Annotated in this window: 12 protein-coding genes; 1 reads left to right on the top strand and 11 read right to left on the bottom strand. The window is 38.8% G+C overall.

Going from position 1 to position 14,183, the window contains the following annotated elements; genetic code table 11:
• Nucleotides 1-642: 642 nt before the first annotated feature.
• From hemL to hemA, 6 genes are read right to left on the bottom strand one after another with little or no spacing between them, the layout of a single operon-like run.
• Complete coding sequence (hemL, locus tag U8D43_RS01375) at nucleotides 643-1,932, bottom strand: glutamate-1-semialdehyde 2,1-aminomutase (RefSeq protein ID WP_335869165.1); 1,290 nt, start codon at nucleotides 1,930-1,932, stop codon at nucleotides 643-645.
• 38 nt (nucleotides 1,933-1,970) lie between these two features.
• Complete coding sequence (gene hemB / locus U8D43_RS01370; RefSeq protein WP_335869164.1) at nucleotides 1,971-2,951, bottom strand: porphobilinogen synthase; 981 nt, start codon at nucleotides 2,949-2,951, stop codon at nucleotides 1,971-1,973.
• A 12-nt stretch (nucleotides 2,952-2,963) separates the two neighbouring features.
• The gene (locus tag U8D43_RS01365) at nucleotides 2,964-3,740 is read right to left on the bottom strand and encodes a uroporphyrinogen-III synthase (protein ID WP_335869163.1); all 777 of its coding nucleotides are present in this window, start codon (nucleotides 3,738-3,740) and stop codon (nucleotides 2,964-2,966) included.
• Complete coding sequence (hemC, locus tag U8D43_RS01360) at nucleotides 3,737-4,672, bottom strand: hydroxymethylbilane synthase (RefSeq protein ID WP_335869162.1); 936 nt, start codon at nucleotides 4,670-4,672, stop codon at nucleotides 3,737-3,739. The genes U8D43_RS01365 and hemC overlap by 4 nt, the downstream gene beginning before the upstream one ends.
• Nucleotides 4,673-4,693: 21 nt before the next feature.
• Nucleotides 4,694-5,524, bottom strand: a complete 831-nt coding sequence (locus U8D43_RS01355) for a cytochrome C assembly family protein (RefSeq protein WP_335869161.1) — start codon at nucleotides 5,522-5,524, stop codon at nucleotides 4,694-4,696.
• A 15-nt stretch (nucleotides 5,525-5,539) separates the two neighbouring features.
• On the bottom strand, nucleotides 5,540-6,880 hold the full coding sequence (gene hemA, locus U8D43_RS01350; RefSeq protein WP_335869160.1) for a glutamyl-tRNA reductase: 1,341 nt from the start codon (nucleotides 6,878-6,880) through the stop codon (nucleotides 5,540-5,542).
• A gap of 419 nt (nucleotides 6,881-7,299) precedes the next feature.
• On the opposite strand from hemA, the gene U8D43_RS01345 reads away from it, so the two are divergent.
• On the top strand, nucleotides 7,300-7,785 hold the full coding sequence (locus U8D43_RS01345; protein WP_335869159.1) for a LiaI-LiaF-like domain-containing protein: 486 nt from the start codon (nucleotides 7,300-7,302) through the stop codon (nucleotides 7,783-7,785).
• 219 nt (nucleotides 7,786-8,004) lie between these two features.
• Here the strand turns inward: U8D43_RS01345 and U8D43_RS01340 are convergent, their stop codons facing one another.
• The 5 genes from U8D43_RS01340 to lon form a co-directional block, all read right to left on the bottom strand.
• The gene (locus tag U8D43_RS01340; protein WP_335869158.1) at nucleotides 8,005-8,742 is read right to left on the bottom strand and encodes an amino acid ABC transporter ATP-binding protein; all 738 of its coding nucleotides are present in this window, start codon (nucleotides 8,740-8,742) and stop codon (nucleotides 8,005-8,007) included.
• Between the two features lie 19 nt (nucleotides 8,743-8,761).
• Entirely contained in the window at nucleotides 8,762-9,409 is a 648-nt protein-coding gene (locus tag U8D43_RS01335; RefSeq protein ID WP_335869157.1) for an amino acid ABC transporter permease, read from the bottom strand.
• 203 nt (nucleotides 9,410-9,612) lie between these two features.
• Nucleotides 9,613-10,401, bottom strand: a complete 789-nt coding sequence (locus tag U8D43_RS01330; RefSeq protein ID WP_335869156.1) for a transporter substrate-binding domain-containing protein — start codon at nucleotides 10,399-10,401, stop codon at nucleotides 9,613-9,615.
• A 649-nt stretch (nucleotides 10,402-11,050) separates the two neighbouring features.
• Nucleotides 11,051-11,632 (bottom strand): ribosome biogenesis GTP-binding protein YihA/YsxC, encoded by a 582-nt coding sequence (gene yihA / locus U8D43_RS01325; RefSeq protein WP_335869155.1) that lies wholly within the window; start codon nucleotides 11,630-11,632, stop codon nucleotides 11,051-11,053.
• Nucleotides 11,619-13,952 (bottom strand): endopeptidase La, encoded by a 2,334-nt coding sequence (lon, locus tag U8D43_RS01320; protein WP_335869154.1) that lies wholly within the window; start codon nucleotides 13,950-13,952, stop codon nucleotides 11,619-11,621. Before lon ends, yihA begins: the two co-directional genes overlap by 14 nt.
• Between the last annotated feature and the right edge of the window lie 231 nt (nucleotides 13,953-14,183).

Here is a 14,183-nt window from a genome sequence, read left to right as displayed (position 1 = left end):
AAGCCACTGCAGCTAGATCATGAAAAGCGGAAGTGGCTGCCCAGGGACGGCAGGCATCTGGCAGTACACGCAGTGAAGCCTGCTTCACGCAGTGGGCTGACAAATGCCCGAGTCCCTAGCCACTGCATCTGGATCATGAAAAGCGGAAGTGGCTGTTACAACGCCATCAAGACCTATATCCTCTCCCCCCAATCAGAGACAACACAATAAATACATTTCATTCAAAATCATTACTCACTGTTTCTTACACTAAGATTCTTTATCTATAATTTTTTCTATCGACATAACCATCAATTTGACCCTCTTATATCTGATAGTCTCGTTCAAAATACGAAATGTTGGCCATAAATTCACCTTTACAACGTTTTTATATAACTATTAGGCTCTTTTCGTATACTTTGTGGCTATTTCACCTGATTTTTGATTAAATTTCCCATTTCACGTTGATTTCCATCAAATATATACGAAATGATGCCCGAAACAAAGCTATATCACAGTTTATAGACTGGTTCGAAAAGCAACAAACTTTGCGAAAACAGCCGTACAAAAAACCCCGTTTATAGGATAAACGGGGTTTTTTTATGGAGATAAAATAGAATAAAAATTAAAAACGGTTACGTGTTTAGGCACCCTAAGCTTTTCTTAACTACGAATGCTTTTAAATGCTTGTTCCGCTGCATGGATCGTCTGTTCAATGTCCTCATCTGTATGAGCCGTGGATAAAAATAACCCTTCAAACTGAGAAGGTGGTAAAAACACACCATTCATGGCCATTTGACGATAATATTCAGCAAACAATTCAAGGTCGGAGGTTTTGGCTTTTTCATAGTTGATAACTTCTTCGTCTGTAAAGAATATACCAATCATCGATCCGGCACGATTAATTGTATGTGGAATGCTATACTTTTCAGCCACTTTCTTCAAACCGATTTCAAGCAAATCAGCTTTTCGTCCAAATTCTTTATACGTGTCTGGCGTTAATTGATTTAATGTTTCATAGCCAGCTGTCATTGCTAACGGATTTCCAGACAATGTTCCGGCTTGGTATATAGGTCCACTTGGCGCAATTCTCTCCATAATTTCCGCTTTACCACCATAGGCTCCTACTGGTAACCCACCACCAATGACTTTCCCTAAACAGGTAATATCTGGTGTTACATTATAATAACCTTGAGCACAACCATAATCGACACGGAATCCCGTCATCACTTCATCAAAAATGAGCAATGCACCATGTTTCGTCGTAAGATCTCTTAATCCTTGCAAGAATCCAGATTGTGGTGGAACGACGCCCATGTTTCCTGCAACTGGCTCGACAATAACACCCGCAATATCCTCCCCAAATTCTTCAAAGGCATAGGATAGGCTTTCAAGATCATTATAAGGAACTGTAATCGTATTTTGAGCCACTCCTTCTGGTACTCCCGGACTATCTGGAAGACCTAGAGTCGCGACACCGGACCCCGCTTTGATCAACAAGGAATCCCCGTGACCATGGTAACAGCCTTCAAATTTAATAATTTTATTTCTTCCTGTATACCCTCTTGCTAAACGGAGTGCACTCATAGTAGCTTCGGTTCCAGAAGAAACCATCCGAACCACTTCTATCGAGGGAACACGTTCAATGACTAGTTGAGCTAGTTTATTCTCAATTAGAGTAGGTGCCCCAAAGCTTGTCCCGCTTTCGGCTACTTTCCTGATTCCCGCGACCACTTTTTCATTTGTATGACCTAAAATTAGTGGTCCCCATGATAAGACATAATCAATGTACTCATTCCCATCGATATCATAGATTTTACTTCCTTTTCCGCGTTCCATAAAAATCGGGTCCATATTCACTGACTTAAAGGCTCGAACTGGGCTATTGACCCCACCAGGCATCAACTCTACCGCTTCTTTAAAGGCTTTATTCGAATTCGTATATTCTCGCATGTTGACTCCTCCCATTCTTTGAATCTTCATTTGTTGTCTTATTCTTCACGTAGCCATCTCGCTGCATCTTTAGCCGCGTACGTAATGATCAAGTCTGCTCCCGCTCGCTTCATACTTGTTAGTTTTTCCAAAACAAGTGATTTCTCATCAACCCATCCATTTAATGCAGCTGCCTTAATCATCGAATATTCACCACTTACATTATAGGCTACAATTGGTGCGTTACATTCATTTTTTACATCACGAATAATGTCTAGATAAGATAAAGCAGGCTTCACAATCAAAAAGTCTGCACCTTCTTCGAGATCAGACTGAGCTTCTCGAATTGCTTCCTTTCGGTTTGCTGGGTCCATTTGATACGTTTTTCGATCACCAAATTGAGGAGAACTATGGGCGGCATCTCGGAAAGGTCCATAATAACTTGACGCATATTTAACAGCGTAAGACATGATTGGAATATCCTCAAAACCTTCATCATCTAACCCTTTGCGAATCGCTGCAACAAACCCATCCATCATATTACTAGGAGCAATGATATCTGCTCCGGCTTTTGCTTGGCTTACCGCTGTTTTAGCTAGTAGATTTAAGGTCGGGTCGTTCAAGATTTTCCCACCTTCGATAATTCCACAATGACCGTGATCAGTGTATTGGCATAAGCATGTATCCGCCACTACAACCATAGCTGGAAATTGTTCTTTTATGTACGCAATCGAGTTCTGAACAATACCATGAGGGTGATATGCTTGTGTTCCTACTTCATCTTTATCGACCGGGACACCAAACACAATCACCGATTTGATACCTAAAGAAACGATTTCTTCCATCTCCTCTTGCAAGTAATCCATCGAAATTTGATAGACCCCAGGCATTGAAGCGACTTCATTCTTTATCTTTTCCCCTTCAACTATAAAGAGAGGATAAATAAAATCTTCTGCTCTCAAAAAAGTCTCTCGTACTAATGCTCTCATATTATCACTTTGACGCAATCGTCTGTGACGACGAAATTGTAGGTTATCCATTTGAAGTTCCTCCTATGTCTCTTGGTAAAAATAAATAATCTCCTTAATCATCTCTTCTATTGTAAATGTATTTGGACAAATTTGCACAAATAAGCCTAGCTCTTCTGCCGTTGCTTTTGTTTTTGGTCCAATACATGCATAAATAAGATCCGGGACATCCATCTGAAAATTCTCAAGTGTCTGCAAGAAAAATCTCACAGCTGAAGAACTCGTAAACGTAATCACATCTAGTGTTTGTTTACTAAGTAATGAATGCATCTCTTCGATAGAGTTGTCTGGGATAAACGTTTCATAGACAATCCACTCATCACATCGCTGGGAACGAGTGTTTAATCTAATTTTTATCTCACTGCTAGCCAGTTTCCCTTTCGGAATTAATACATTATGATCTCTTTTTATGAGCTCCATAAATTCCTGAGCAAAATCTTCTGCTGTAAAGCGGCTTGGCCTGAAAGCAACTGAAAAGCCTAATTGAGATAAATACTCTTCCGTTTTAGACCCCACGGCCCCAATACTGACATTCAAACTTGCAAAAGATACAGAATATTTCCGAAGAAACTTCAAGAAAAAATCGACTGCATTTTGACTCGTGAAGACTACCCAATCATAATGATCAATTTGCTTGATGAAAACTGATTCTCGTTTGTCTTCATAAGCACGAAAGGCAAGAAGAGGGACTGCGTGTGCAACCCCTCCTAGTCTTTCAATATATTGAGAGAAGGGAACTGCTTGTTCAGCACCTCTAGTAATCAAGATTTCTTTCCCTTTCAAGGGTAAAGAAGAAATCATGATTGATCTAGCTCCTTTTTCACATCATCAATCAATTGCTTAGCTCCTTGGGAACTGAGAACGCTTGCCACTTGGTTCCCAACTGCAATAGGGTCTTTACCCGTTTGAATTTCTTTATAAATGGTTTTCCCGTCTGGTGAAGCCACTAGTCCTGTGAAACGGACCATGTCACCTTCATGAACGGTTGCAAATCCCGCAATAGGTACTTGACAACCGCCTTCCATTTTATTTAAGAAGGCCCGTTCTGCTTCTACAGTTATTTTGGCTTCCTTTGACGTGAATTTTGAAAATAAGGACAAAAGCTCTTCATCATCTTGGCGGCACTCAATGGCTAAAGCCCCTTGTCCCACAGCAGGTAGACAGATATCCGTTGATAGGAATTGCGTAACGACGTCTGTTGTCCACCCCATCCGGGCTAATCCGGCAGCCGCGAGGATTATTGCATCATAGTCGTCCGTTTCTAGTTTTCCAATTCGAGTATCTATATTTCCACGAATCCATTTAATTTGGAGATCCGGACGATAGGCGAGTAATTGTGCTCCACGACGAAGTGAACTCGTTCCAATGATTGAGCCTTTAGGTAAGTCATCAAGCGCCACATGATCCTTAGAGATAAACGCATCTCGATGATCTTCACGAACTGGAATACACCCGATGGTTAATCCATCCGGTAGTTGGGCCGGCATATCTTTCATACTATGTACGGCCATATCAATTTCCTTATCTATCATCGCTTGTTCGATTTCTTTGACAAATAATCCTTTACCACCAACCTTTGAGAGCGTGACGTCTAAAATCACATCTCCTTTTGTGACAATCTCTTTGATTTCAAAATCAAACGGCGCACCCAAATCTTTCAATTGCTGTATCACCCATTTGGTTTGCGTTAATGCTAACTTACTTCTACGTGAACCGACAATAATTTTTCTCATGACCTCTGACGTCCTCCTTCATCAATACCAAAAATGAAATGTAGATAAGCGACTGATAAGAAAAAAATTAATTAATATTATCAAGAAAGCCGCAGTATTCCATATCGCTAAGGATTTTCCATACATTTCTTTTCGAACTCGTAAATATAAAAATACACTATAGACAATTAACAAAATAAACGAACCAATAATTTTCGGGTCATACCATAATACATCAGGTAACTTAATAAAGGCCCACTGTACCCCTAAAATTAGACTTAACAACAGCATCGGCAACCCAATTGCATTCAATACATACGTCATTTTTTCTAGCTGTGACAAATCACCTAAACGCCATAAACGAGGTCCCCATTTCTTCTCTTTTAATAGTTTATATTGAAGTAAGTAAAGCAGAGAAAAAACAAATGAAAGGGAAAAAGCTGCGTATGAAAGAATAGCCATTGTAATATGAATCAGCAATAGTTCGGATACTAACTTTTCAGCCATAGCTTCTGATTCCATTTGCATCGGTGCAAATGTATGAATCACAATAATGATAAATCCTAAAACATTCGTAAAAAAGACTGTAAAATCCACTCGTAACAACCGATTGATACTAAGAGAAAGTGTCAGAAGAACCCATGCATAAAAATAGAGTCCTTCAAAGATCGTTAATACCGGAAATCGACCCGTTCGAAACATATAGAGAAATAAAAAAATTGTTTGCAACACCCAAACAATCGAAAGAATCCAGAAGGCGAACCGATTTGCCTTCTGGTTTTTGTGGAGAAAATCAATAAAATATAGCAAAATACTCAAAGCATACAGGACGACCATTAATTCATGTAGCCTTGTCATATTGTATTCAAACATGTAACAAAGCCTCACTTATGACTGAAAAGAAGGCTGTGGTTGAAGAACCGAAGATGACTTCTTTTCGTCTGCTATTTCCGTGGATTGGACTTGTCCTTCAATGTTGAAAATTTTCATAAATAACTCTAATTTTTCACTCGCATTCTTCTCTCCTGCGAGCTCTTTCACTTGCAGAATCGGATCTTTCAGTATTTGATTGATAATGCTTTTCGTGTGCTTATTTAGCACCTTGCGTTCACGATCGGTTAAACTTGGCATTTTCCGTTCGATGCTGGTCATTGTTTCCGCTTGAATAACAAGCGCTTTTTCGCGAAGAGCCGAAATAACCGGTACGACACCAAGCATGTTTACCCATTCATTAAAACTGACTAATGCTTCTTCAATCATCAAAAGAATCTTTTCCGCTGCAATTTTACGTTGTGCGAGATTCGCTTGAACAATCCCTTCAAGATCGTCAATATCATAAAGAAACATACTCTCAATCTCTGCTATTGCTGGATCTAAATCGCGCGGTACCGCGATGTCAATCATAAATAGAGGACGCCCTTTTCGTAATCGTTCTACACCCGCCATAAGCTCTTTATTAATAACGAATTCCTTCGCTCCTGTTGAGCTAATTAAAATATCTGCTTCAATTAAAGCGCACTGAAGTTCTTGTAATGTTTTAGCTTTACCATCAAAGCGTGCAGCCAAATCCTCTGCTTTTTTCAGTGTACGATTAATAACAGTAATATCTTTTGCGCCACTACCTTGAAGATTTTCAATCGCAAGTTCACCCATCTTGCCAGCACCTAAAATCAGTACTTTTCTTCCTTCTAATGAGCCGAAAACTTTTTTAGATAACTCAACCGCAGCATAACTCACACTCACTGCGTTTGCACCAATATCTGTTTCAGAATGTGCTCTTTTGGCAAGAGTAAGGGCCTGTTTAAATAGATAATTAAAAATTGTGCCCGTCGTTTGTGATACTTGAGCGACTTTAAAGCTACTTCTTATTTGCCCCAAAATTTGTGTTTCACCAAGCACCATTGAATTCAGACCACATGTCACTTTTAGCAGATGCTCAACCGCACCTTCTCCTTCATAGATGAACAAATACGGCGAAAATTCATCTTTATCAATATTAAACCATTGAGATAGAAATTCTTTTATATAATAACGTCCAGTATGAAGCTGATCGACAACAGCATAAACCTCTGTCCGGTTACAAGTTGACACGATCACGTTTTCTAACAGGCTTTTTCTATTATTTAATTCCATCATAGCCTGAGCTAAGTCGGCTTCATTAAAAGACAAACGTTCGCGAATTTCAACAGGGGCTGTTTTATAATTAAGACCAACAACAATCGTATGCATGCAGAAATCCACCTCCAAAAAAAATCATTACTCCAATTATAACATGCTTGTACAATAATAAATAAAAAAATGTGAACAGAAAGTGAAACCTATGGTACTATGAAAAGCGAAAGTGGCTGCTCTGAGGCGGCAGGCAAATGAAGAGCTCGTAGGTGATGCCTGCATCACTGGAGAGTTATTCATTTGACCCGAGCCTCAAGCCACTGCAGCTGGATCCATCGAAAAGCGAAAGTGGCTGCTCAGGGACGGCTGGCATCTGGCAGTTCCACACATTGTTCAATGAATTTATATCAAAATATAGCTGATAAGTAGATAATTCTTACTATGAGATACAAACATATATCGTACATAGTCACCTAAACCAGACTAACAAAACCCAACAAAATTTTCAAGTTTCTCAATGGGTATGGGAGGAAAAAATGAAGAAGCAACGCTTATTTCCAGCGGTCATCTTAATTGGATTTGGACTATTTTTTTATTTACAAGAAGCACAAATCGAACTATTTTCTGGCTTTTTTAATTGGCCAACATTATTTCTCATCATTGGATTCGCCTTTTTAATGCAAGGATATAAAGGCAAAGATCACGAAGCGATTCTACCTGGAGTTATTTTAAGTGGATTTGGCCTTCATTTTCATGTCTTGCAACGACTAACAATATGGCCCGATCATATTGGTGTATTCATTCTGATTATCTCTCTAGGTTTTTTACTACGTTATCAAAAAACGGGAGATGGTCTTTGGCAAGGAATTCTCTTTTTAGTCCTTTCTATTACCTTATTATTCTATCAAACGGTTATGCAGTCCCTTCAAATGCTCGAAACCCGCTTCAGTTTCATCTGGCAACTTTGGCCACTATTCTTCATCGGTGTGGGCGTCTACTTGCTATTCTTTAACCGAAAATAAACAAGCAGGAGCTTAGTAGCCTCTCCTGCTTGTTTATTTTCACTGTTCGTTTAACGTTGCTTTCCGAAATAAAATTGCTTTTCGCAGCAGATTATAAGCCGATACAAAAGATGTGCAATGGCGCATTTATTCTTAGATTCATGGATAAAATTAATATCAAAATGGAGGAATCCGTTGATACTGAAATTATATTGCAACCAGGCCTTCGAAAAGAATCATTTATAAAATGGAATCTAAAAAGGCTTTTGTTCGTTCTTCCTTCGGTGCCCCAAATAAATCACCAGGATGGCCGACTTCTACAATCCTACCATCGTGCAAGTAGACAACCCAATCTGCAACTTCTCTAGCGAAACCCATCTCGTGTGTCACAACCACCATGGTCATTCCTTCTAGCGCTAGCTCCTTCATGGTACTTAACACTTCGCCAACCAACTCCGGATCTAGCGCAGATGTCGGTTCATCAAACAGCATAATGTCTGGCTTCATCGCTAACGCTCGAGCAATGGCAACTCGTTGTTTTTGTCCACCCGATAATTTAGATGGATATACCGACTCCTTTTCTTCTAGTCCTACTTTCTTTAACAAGCCCCTTGCTTCTTTCATCGCTTGTTCTCTCGCTACATTCTTGACGTGCATTGGCGCTTCTATAATATTTTCTATGACCGTTTTGTGAGGAAATAGATGGAAATGTTGAAACACCATCCCAACTTTTGAACGAATTTGATTGACGTTATGACTTTTCGCTCCAATTTCTTCCCCGTCAATGATAATACGCCCGCTCTCCTTTGTTTCCAAGAAGTTTAAACAACGCAATAAGGTACTTTTTCCAGATCCACTTGCTCCAATCAAGCACACAACATCACTTTCCATTACCTTGAAATCAATATCCTTTAAAACGTGAAGATCACCGAAGGACTTATTGAGCTTCTCTATTTCTAAAATAACATTCTCTTTCACTTCACAAACCTCCTGACGATTAATCACTAGCTGCTAGCTTATTTTCAAGGACTCGCACAATCATAGAAAAGATAAAGACGAGGAATAAATAATAAATAGACACAATCAATAGATACGTCATAGAATCAAAATGGGTTGACCCTAGCGTAGTTGCGACACTAAATAACTCAAACATCCCAATAAAAGAGGCGAGGGATGAGTCTTTTAGAGCAATAATGAATTGATTACCTAATGGCGGAAGAGCTCTTCTAAATGCCTGTGGCAAGATAATACGTCTCATTGTTAACGAAGAAGTCATTCCAAGGGAACGACCTGCTTCCATTTGTCCACGGTCAATAGAAGAAATGGCCCCTCTAAAAATTTCAGCGATATATGCCCCATTATGGAAAGCAAGACCGAGAACAACAGACCAAAAATCGCTAATATTTAATGAAGTTAACCCGAAATAAAAAATGAAAATTTGTACAATTAACGGGGTACCTCTGACGACAAATATGTAAAGTTCCGCAATCCATTCTAATACCTTAATATTCGAATTTCGCAATAATGCAAAAAATAACCCTATGAAAAGAGCGATAAAAACAGACACAACCGTTAGTAAAAAGGTCCATTTTAATCCAATCATAAATGTATCTGACGTTTCAATAAACGTATTAATAAAATCCATACTTTCCCTCCATGACTCCATTTGACATCGGAAATATTTCCAAACGTACGGCTCTTGTTGAACGAATTCGGTTCTTACGTACTCTCTTCACCCACCCCTTCAGCTTTTTTCGAAGAAGGGACCACTTAATTTTGGAGTTAGAGTCAGCTAATTATTAAAAAAATGAGGAGACGATGGTAAAACCCATTCATCTCCCAGAATTACTACTCCTTTTCCGGATCTGTCGTAATGTCTTCTCCGAAATATTTCTCACTAATTTCTTTTAACTTTCCTTCTTCTCTTAGTTCTTCTAGTGCTTTATTGATTTTTTCTAACAGTTCTTTGTTCTCTTTATTAATGGCAATCCCTTGATCGCTACGTCCAATTAATTCGCGAGCATCAATAGTTAACCCTGCTCCCATCGCTTCTTTACCAGTGATGAAGTCAGTAATAACGGCATCATGTTTACCATTATTCAACGCTTCTAGGGCAACAACATCACTGTCATAGCGTTGAATTTTATCGGTGACCTCTGCTGCTGTTTCTTCATATGTAGAACCTTTTGACACCGCAATTTCCATTCCTTCTAAATCAGCTAAGGTTAAGACATCACTATCTGGTCTTACAAAAATTTGTGGTCCTGAATAATAGTACGGTGTTGAGAAATTGACTTGCTCTAAACGTTCATCTGTTATTGTATGACTAGCTACCGCTGCATCAAATCGACCCGTTTTTACTCCTTCGACAATCCCAGCGAATTTAAATTTCTTTTGCTCAGGATCAAGATCAAGCTTCTTTGCTATAGCTTCTGCCACATCAATATCAAAACCCGACATCTTTCCATCTTCTTCGGTTACACTAAAAGGGGCAAATTCACCTGAAGCAGCATAAACAAACTTGCCATCTTCTACTAAATTTAGTCCCGTTTCATCCCCCCCTGAGGTCTCACTGCCACATGCTGCTAACAATAAAGTCAACGTTGTGATCAAAAATAACTTCAACTTATTTTTCATTCTACTTCCCCCTTGTTTATCTAAGTCGTTCAATGAAGCGAACACTACTATTTTACCAATTATTCACATTATTCTCAAAAATGATACAAACTGAAAATTCATTCTCTCCGCATCTTAGCCAAGCTGTGACGAACTCATCTCTTCCAGACGTGCAATTCCTATACTTTCCCTTTATTTCCTCTTAAATCCAAATGATTGATAAGAATTGTGCCAATTGCTAGACACATACCTACCCATCCGGAAAAATAACCTCTCTTCCTTTTCAAAAGGTTGGTTTCGCAATGTTAGTAGCTTTCAACCAATCATTAAACTGTGATATAGATCGGTTTCTGGTTATCTTTCCGTAATTAATTGATGCGCTATCTCCAAAAGTAGCTGTTTACCCAAAATGGTGAATCAATAGCAACAATGTATTTGAAAGGCTTTTTTCACAAAGTTTGTTGCTTTTCGTACCAGTCTATAAACGTTGATATAGCTTTGTTTCGGGCATCATTTCGTCTATTTTTAATGGAAATCAACAGTGAAATAGGCGATTTAATCAAAAATCAGATGAAATAGCCACATTGTATACGAAAAGAGCCATTTGAAAAGAGCCTTTCAAAAAGAAAAAACCTGACTACCTTTAAATTGGTAGTCAGGTTTTTTGTCCTTATTTAAACTTATTTAATGCGCCCCAAACTTTATCTTTTCCCTCTCCCGTTTCAGAAGAAAATAGAATTACTTCGTCGCCCTTTTCAAGATTTAAGGTTTCCTTTGTGATTTTCATATGCTTCTGCCATTTTCCTTTTGGGATTTTATCTGATTTAGTCGCTACGACTAAACACGGCAAGTCATAATGTTTAAGGAAATTGTACATGGTAATATCATCCTTGGTTGGTGGATGACGTAAATCTACTATTAATATTACAGCACTTAATTGATCCCTTATCGTAAAGTAAGTTTCGATCATACGACCCCAAGCATCTCGCTCGCTTTTTGAGACTTTGGCAAATCCATAACCTGGAACATCAACAAAGAATAGTTGTTCTTCAATTTTATAGAAATTCAATGTTTGTGTTTTACCTGGTCTCGAGGAAATTCTAGCTAGCGCTTTACGATTCAGCATTTTATTAATAAATGATGATTTCCCCACATTCGAGCGACCAGCAAGCGCAAACTCTGCTAATCGTTCTTTGGGGTATTGTTCCGGTCTTACAGCACTTATTACTAGTTCTACATTATTTACTTTCATCTATTCCACCTGCTATTGCTATTTCTAGTACTTCATCTATATGGGACACAAGTACAAATCGTAAATCTTGACGAACACTTTCCGGTATATCATCAATATCTTTTTCATTATCTCGCGGCAGAATGATGGTTCGAAGTCCAGCGCGATGAGCGCTTAACGTCTTCTCTTTCACACCACCAATTGGCAGTACTCTCCCGCGAAGCGTCATTTCTCCAGTCATCCCCACTTCACGATGAATCTCTTTACCTGTTAACGCAGAAACTAAGGCCGTTGTGATGGTTATCCCAGCTGAAGGCCCATCCTTTGGCACAGCTCCTTCAGGGACATGGATATGAATATCATATTGTTCATGAAAATCCTCTTGAATTCCAAGTTCTTTTGTTTTAGAACGAACATAACTAAACGCTGCTTGAGCAGATTCTTTCATTACATCGCCTAGTTTACCAGTTAACACTAACCTTCCCTTACCAGGTGAGAGACTCACTTCAATTTGCAGCGTATCCCCACCAACCGTGGTATAAGCTAATCCTGTTGCTACACCTACTATATCCTCTGTTTCAGCTTGACCATAGCGAAAGATTTTTTTCCCTAGAAAATCTTCAAGGTTTTTTTCAGTAATAACAACTCGCTTCTTTTTGCCTGAAACAATAATTTTAGCAGTTTTCCGGCAAATTGCTGCCAGTTGACGCTCTAAACTTCGAACGCCTGCTTCTCTAGTATAATACCTGACAATATCTCGAATAGAATCATCACGTATTTGCAATTGGCTCTTAGTTAGACCATGATCTGTAATTTGTTTCGTTAACAAATGATCCTTTGCAATATTGATTTTTTCTTCTTCTGTATAACCCGCAATTGAAATGATTTCCATCCGGTCCCGCAATGGACCTGGAATCGTCGCTAAGTTATTGGCTGTTGCAATAAACATCACATTAGATAAATCATAGGTTTCTTCAATATAATGATCGCTAAAAGAGTTATTTTGCTCTGGATCGAGTACTTCTAACATCGCAGAAGAAGGATCTCCTCGAAAATCATTAGACATTTTATCTATTTCATCCATCAAAAACACAGGATTAACCGTTCCCGCTTTCTTCATTCCTTGGATTATCCGGCCTGGCATGGCTCCCACATATGTGCGGCGATGACCTCGAATTTCTGATTCATCCCGAACCCCTCCAAGAGAAATGCGAACAAAGTTACGACCAAGAGATTCTGCAATCGATCGCGCTAAACTCGTCTTTCCTACCCCAGGAGGTCCTGCTAAACAAAGGATAGGACCTTTTAGAGAATTAGTTAGTTGTTGAACTGCTAAATATTCTAACACTCGTTCTTTTACTTTACCTAATCCATAGTGATCCCGATTTAAGATTTTCTCTGCTTTAACAATGTTTAGATCATCATCTGTCGCGTTTGTCCAAGGTAGAGCAATCAGCCATTCGATATAATTACGAATGACCGCGCTCTCTGCAGAGCTAGAGGGAATCTTTTCATACCGACTTAATTCTTTTAGAGCTGTTGCCTCAACATGAAGAGGCATCTCAGCTTCTTCAATTTTTCCAGCCAACTCAGAGATTTCTCCTGTTTTCCCCTCTTTGTCGCCTAATTCTTTTTGAATTGCTTTTAATTGCTCACGTAAATAATATTCTTTTTGCGTTCGTTCCATCGAACGTTTGACACGCTGACCGATTTTCTTTTCGAGATTTAATACTTCTTTTTCATTATGAATAATTTCAATTACATGTTGTAATCGATCATGAACTTCAAGCATTTCTAAAATTTGTTGTTTGTCTTTGAGCTTAAGAGGAAGGTGAGATGCAACAATATCCGCCAATCTTCCAGGCTCTTCTATATCAGAAACCGTCGAATAGGTTTCTGCTGTAATTTTCTTAGATAGCTTGATGTACTGGTCGAAATAGTTCAACAAAGTTCTCATTAAGGCATCTAGTTCCGGACTTTTGTTCGCTTCTTCTTCATGCGTAACAACTGCCACAGAGGTATAGGACTCTTCTTCATACAACTTATTAATCGTAGCTCGTTGCAGTCCTTCTACTAATACCCGAATCGTACCATTTGGGAGCTTTAACATTTGTTTTACTTTAGTTAATGTACCCATTGTGTAAATATCTTCTTCAGTTGGTTCATCAATATTAATATCTTTTTGCGTGGTTAAAAAAATAAAGTGATCACCCATCATTGCCTTTTCTAATGCTTCCACAGAACGGTCTCTACCTACATCGAGGTGAAGAACCATGGTTGGATAAACAAGCAAACCTCTTAAAGGTAGGAGGGGGACGATTTGTTCTTGTTTTTTCGTCATAATCAAAGTACCTCCATCATTCTATTATGAAAATCTCATTTAAAAATGAACGGGATTCAACGTTCATTCAATTTATGTATGATTATTCCCAAAAAATCAGTCATGTTTACCGACGTCAATCTTTGTACAATTCTAACCTATTTGTATACTAGTGTCCATTCAAAGACCCATTCTCTCTTTACCACTCCCTGATAACATTATTCGACTCTCCTTCAATATGCCATTGCTCCT

Source organism: Bacillus sp. 2205SS5-2 (genome assembly GCF_037024155.1).
GTDB lineage: Bacteria > Bacillota > Bacilli > Bacillales > Bacillaceae_K > Bacillus_CI.
This window is presented reverse-complemented; position numbering and strand designations above follow the sequence as displayed.

Excerpts from the sequence above, each read along its gene's own strand:
- hemL (WP_335869165.1), bottom strand. The coding sequence starts at position 1,932 with ATGCGAGAATATACGAATTCGAATAAAGCCTTTAAAGAAGCGGTAGAG.
- hemB (WP_335869164.1), bottom strand. The coding sequence starts at position 2,951 with ATGGATAACCTACAATTTCGTCGTCACAGACGATTGCGTCAAAGTGAT.
- U8D43_RS01365 (WP_335869163.1), bottom strand. The coding sequence starts at position 3,740 with ATGATTTCTTCTTTACCCTTGAAAGGGAAAGAAATCTTGATTACTAGA.
- hemC (WP_335869162.1), bottom strand. The coding sequence starts at position 4,672 with ATGAGAAAAATTATTGTCGGTTCACGTAGAAGTAAGTTAGCATTAACG.
- U8D43_RS01355 (WP_335869161.1), bottom strand. The coding sequence starts at position 5,524 with ATGTTTGAATACAATATGACAAGGCTACATGAATTAATGGTCGTCCTG.
- hemA (WP_335869160.1), bottom strand. The coding sequence starts at position 6,880 with ATGCATACGATTGTTGTTGGTCTTAATTATAAAACAGCCCCTGTTGAA.
- U8D43_RS01345 (WP_335869159.1), top strand. The coding sequence starts at position 7,300 with ATGAAGAAGCAACGCTTATTTCCAGCGGTCATCTTAATTGGATTTGGA.
- U8D43_RS01335 (WP_335869157.1), bottom strand. The coding sequence starts at position 9,409 with ATGGATTTTATTAATACGTTTATTGAAACGTCAGATACATTTATGATT.
- U8D43_RS01330 (WP_335869156.1), bottom strand. The coding sequence starts at position 10,401 with ATGAAAAATAAGTTGAAGTTATTTTTGATCACAACGTTGACTTTATTG.
- yihA (WP_335869155.1), bottom strand. The coding sequence starts at position 11,632 with ATGAAAGTAAATAATGTAGAACTAGTAATAAGTGCTGTAAGACCGGAA.
- lon (WP_335869154.1), bottom strand. The coding sequence starts at position 13,952 with ATGACGAAAAAACAAGAACAAATCGTCCCCCTCCTACCTTTAAGAGGT.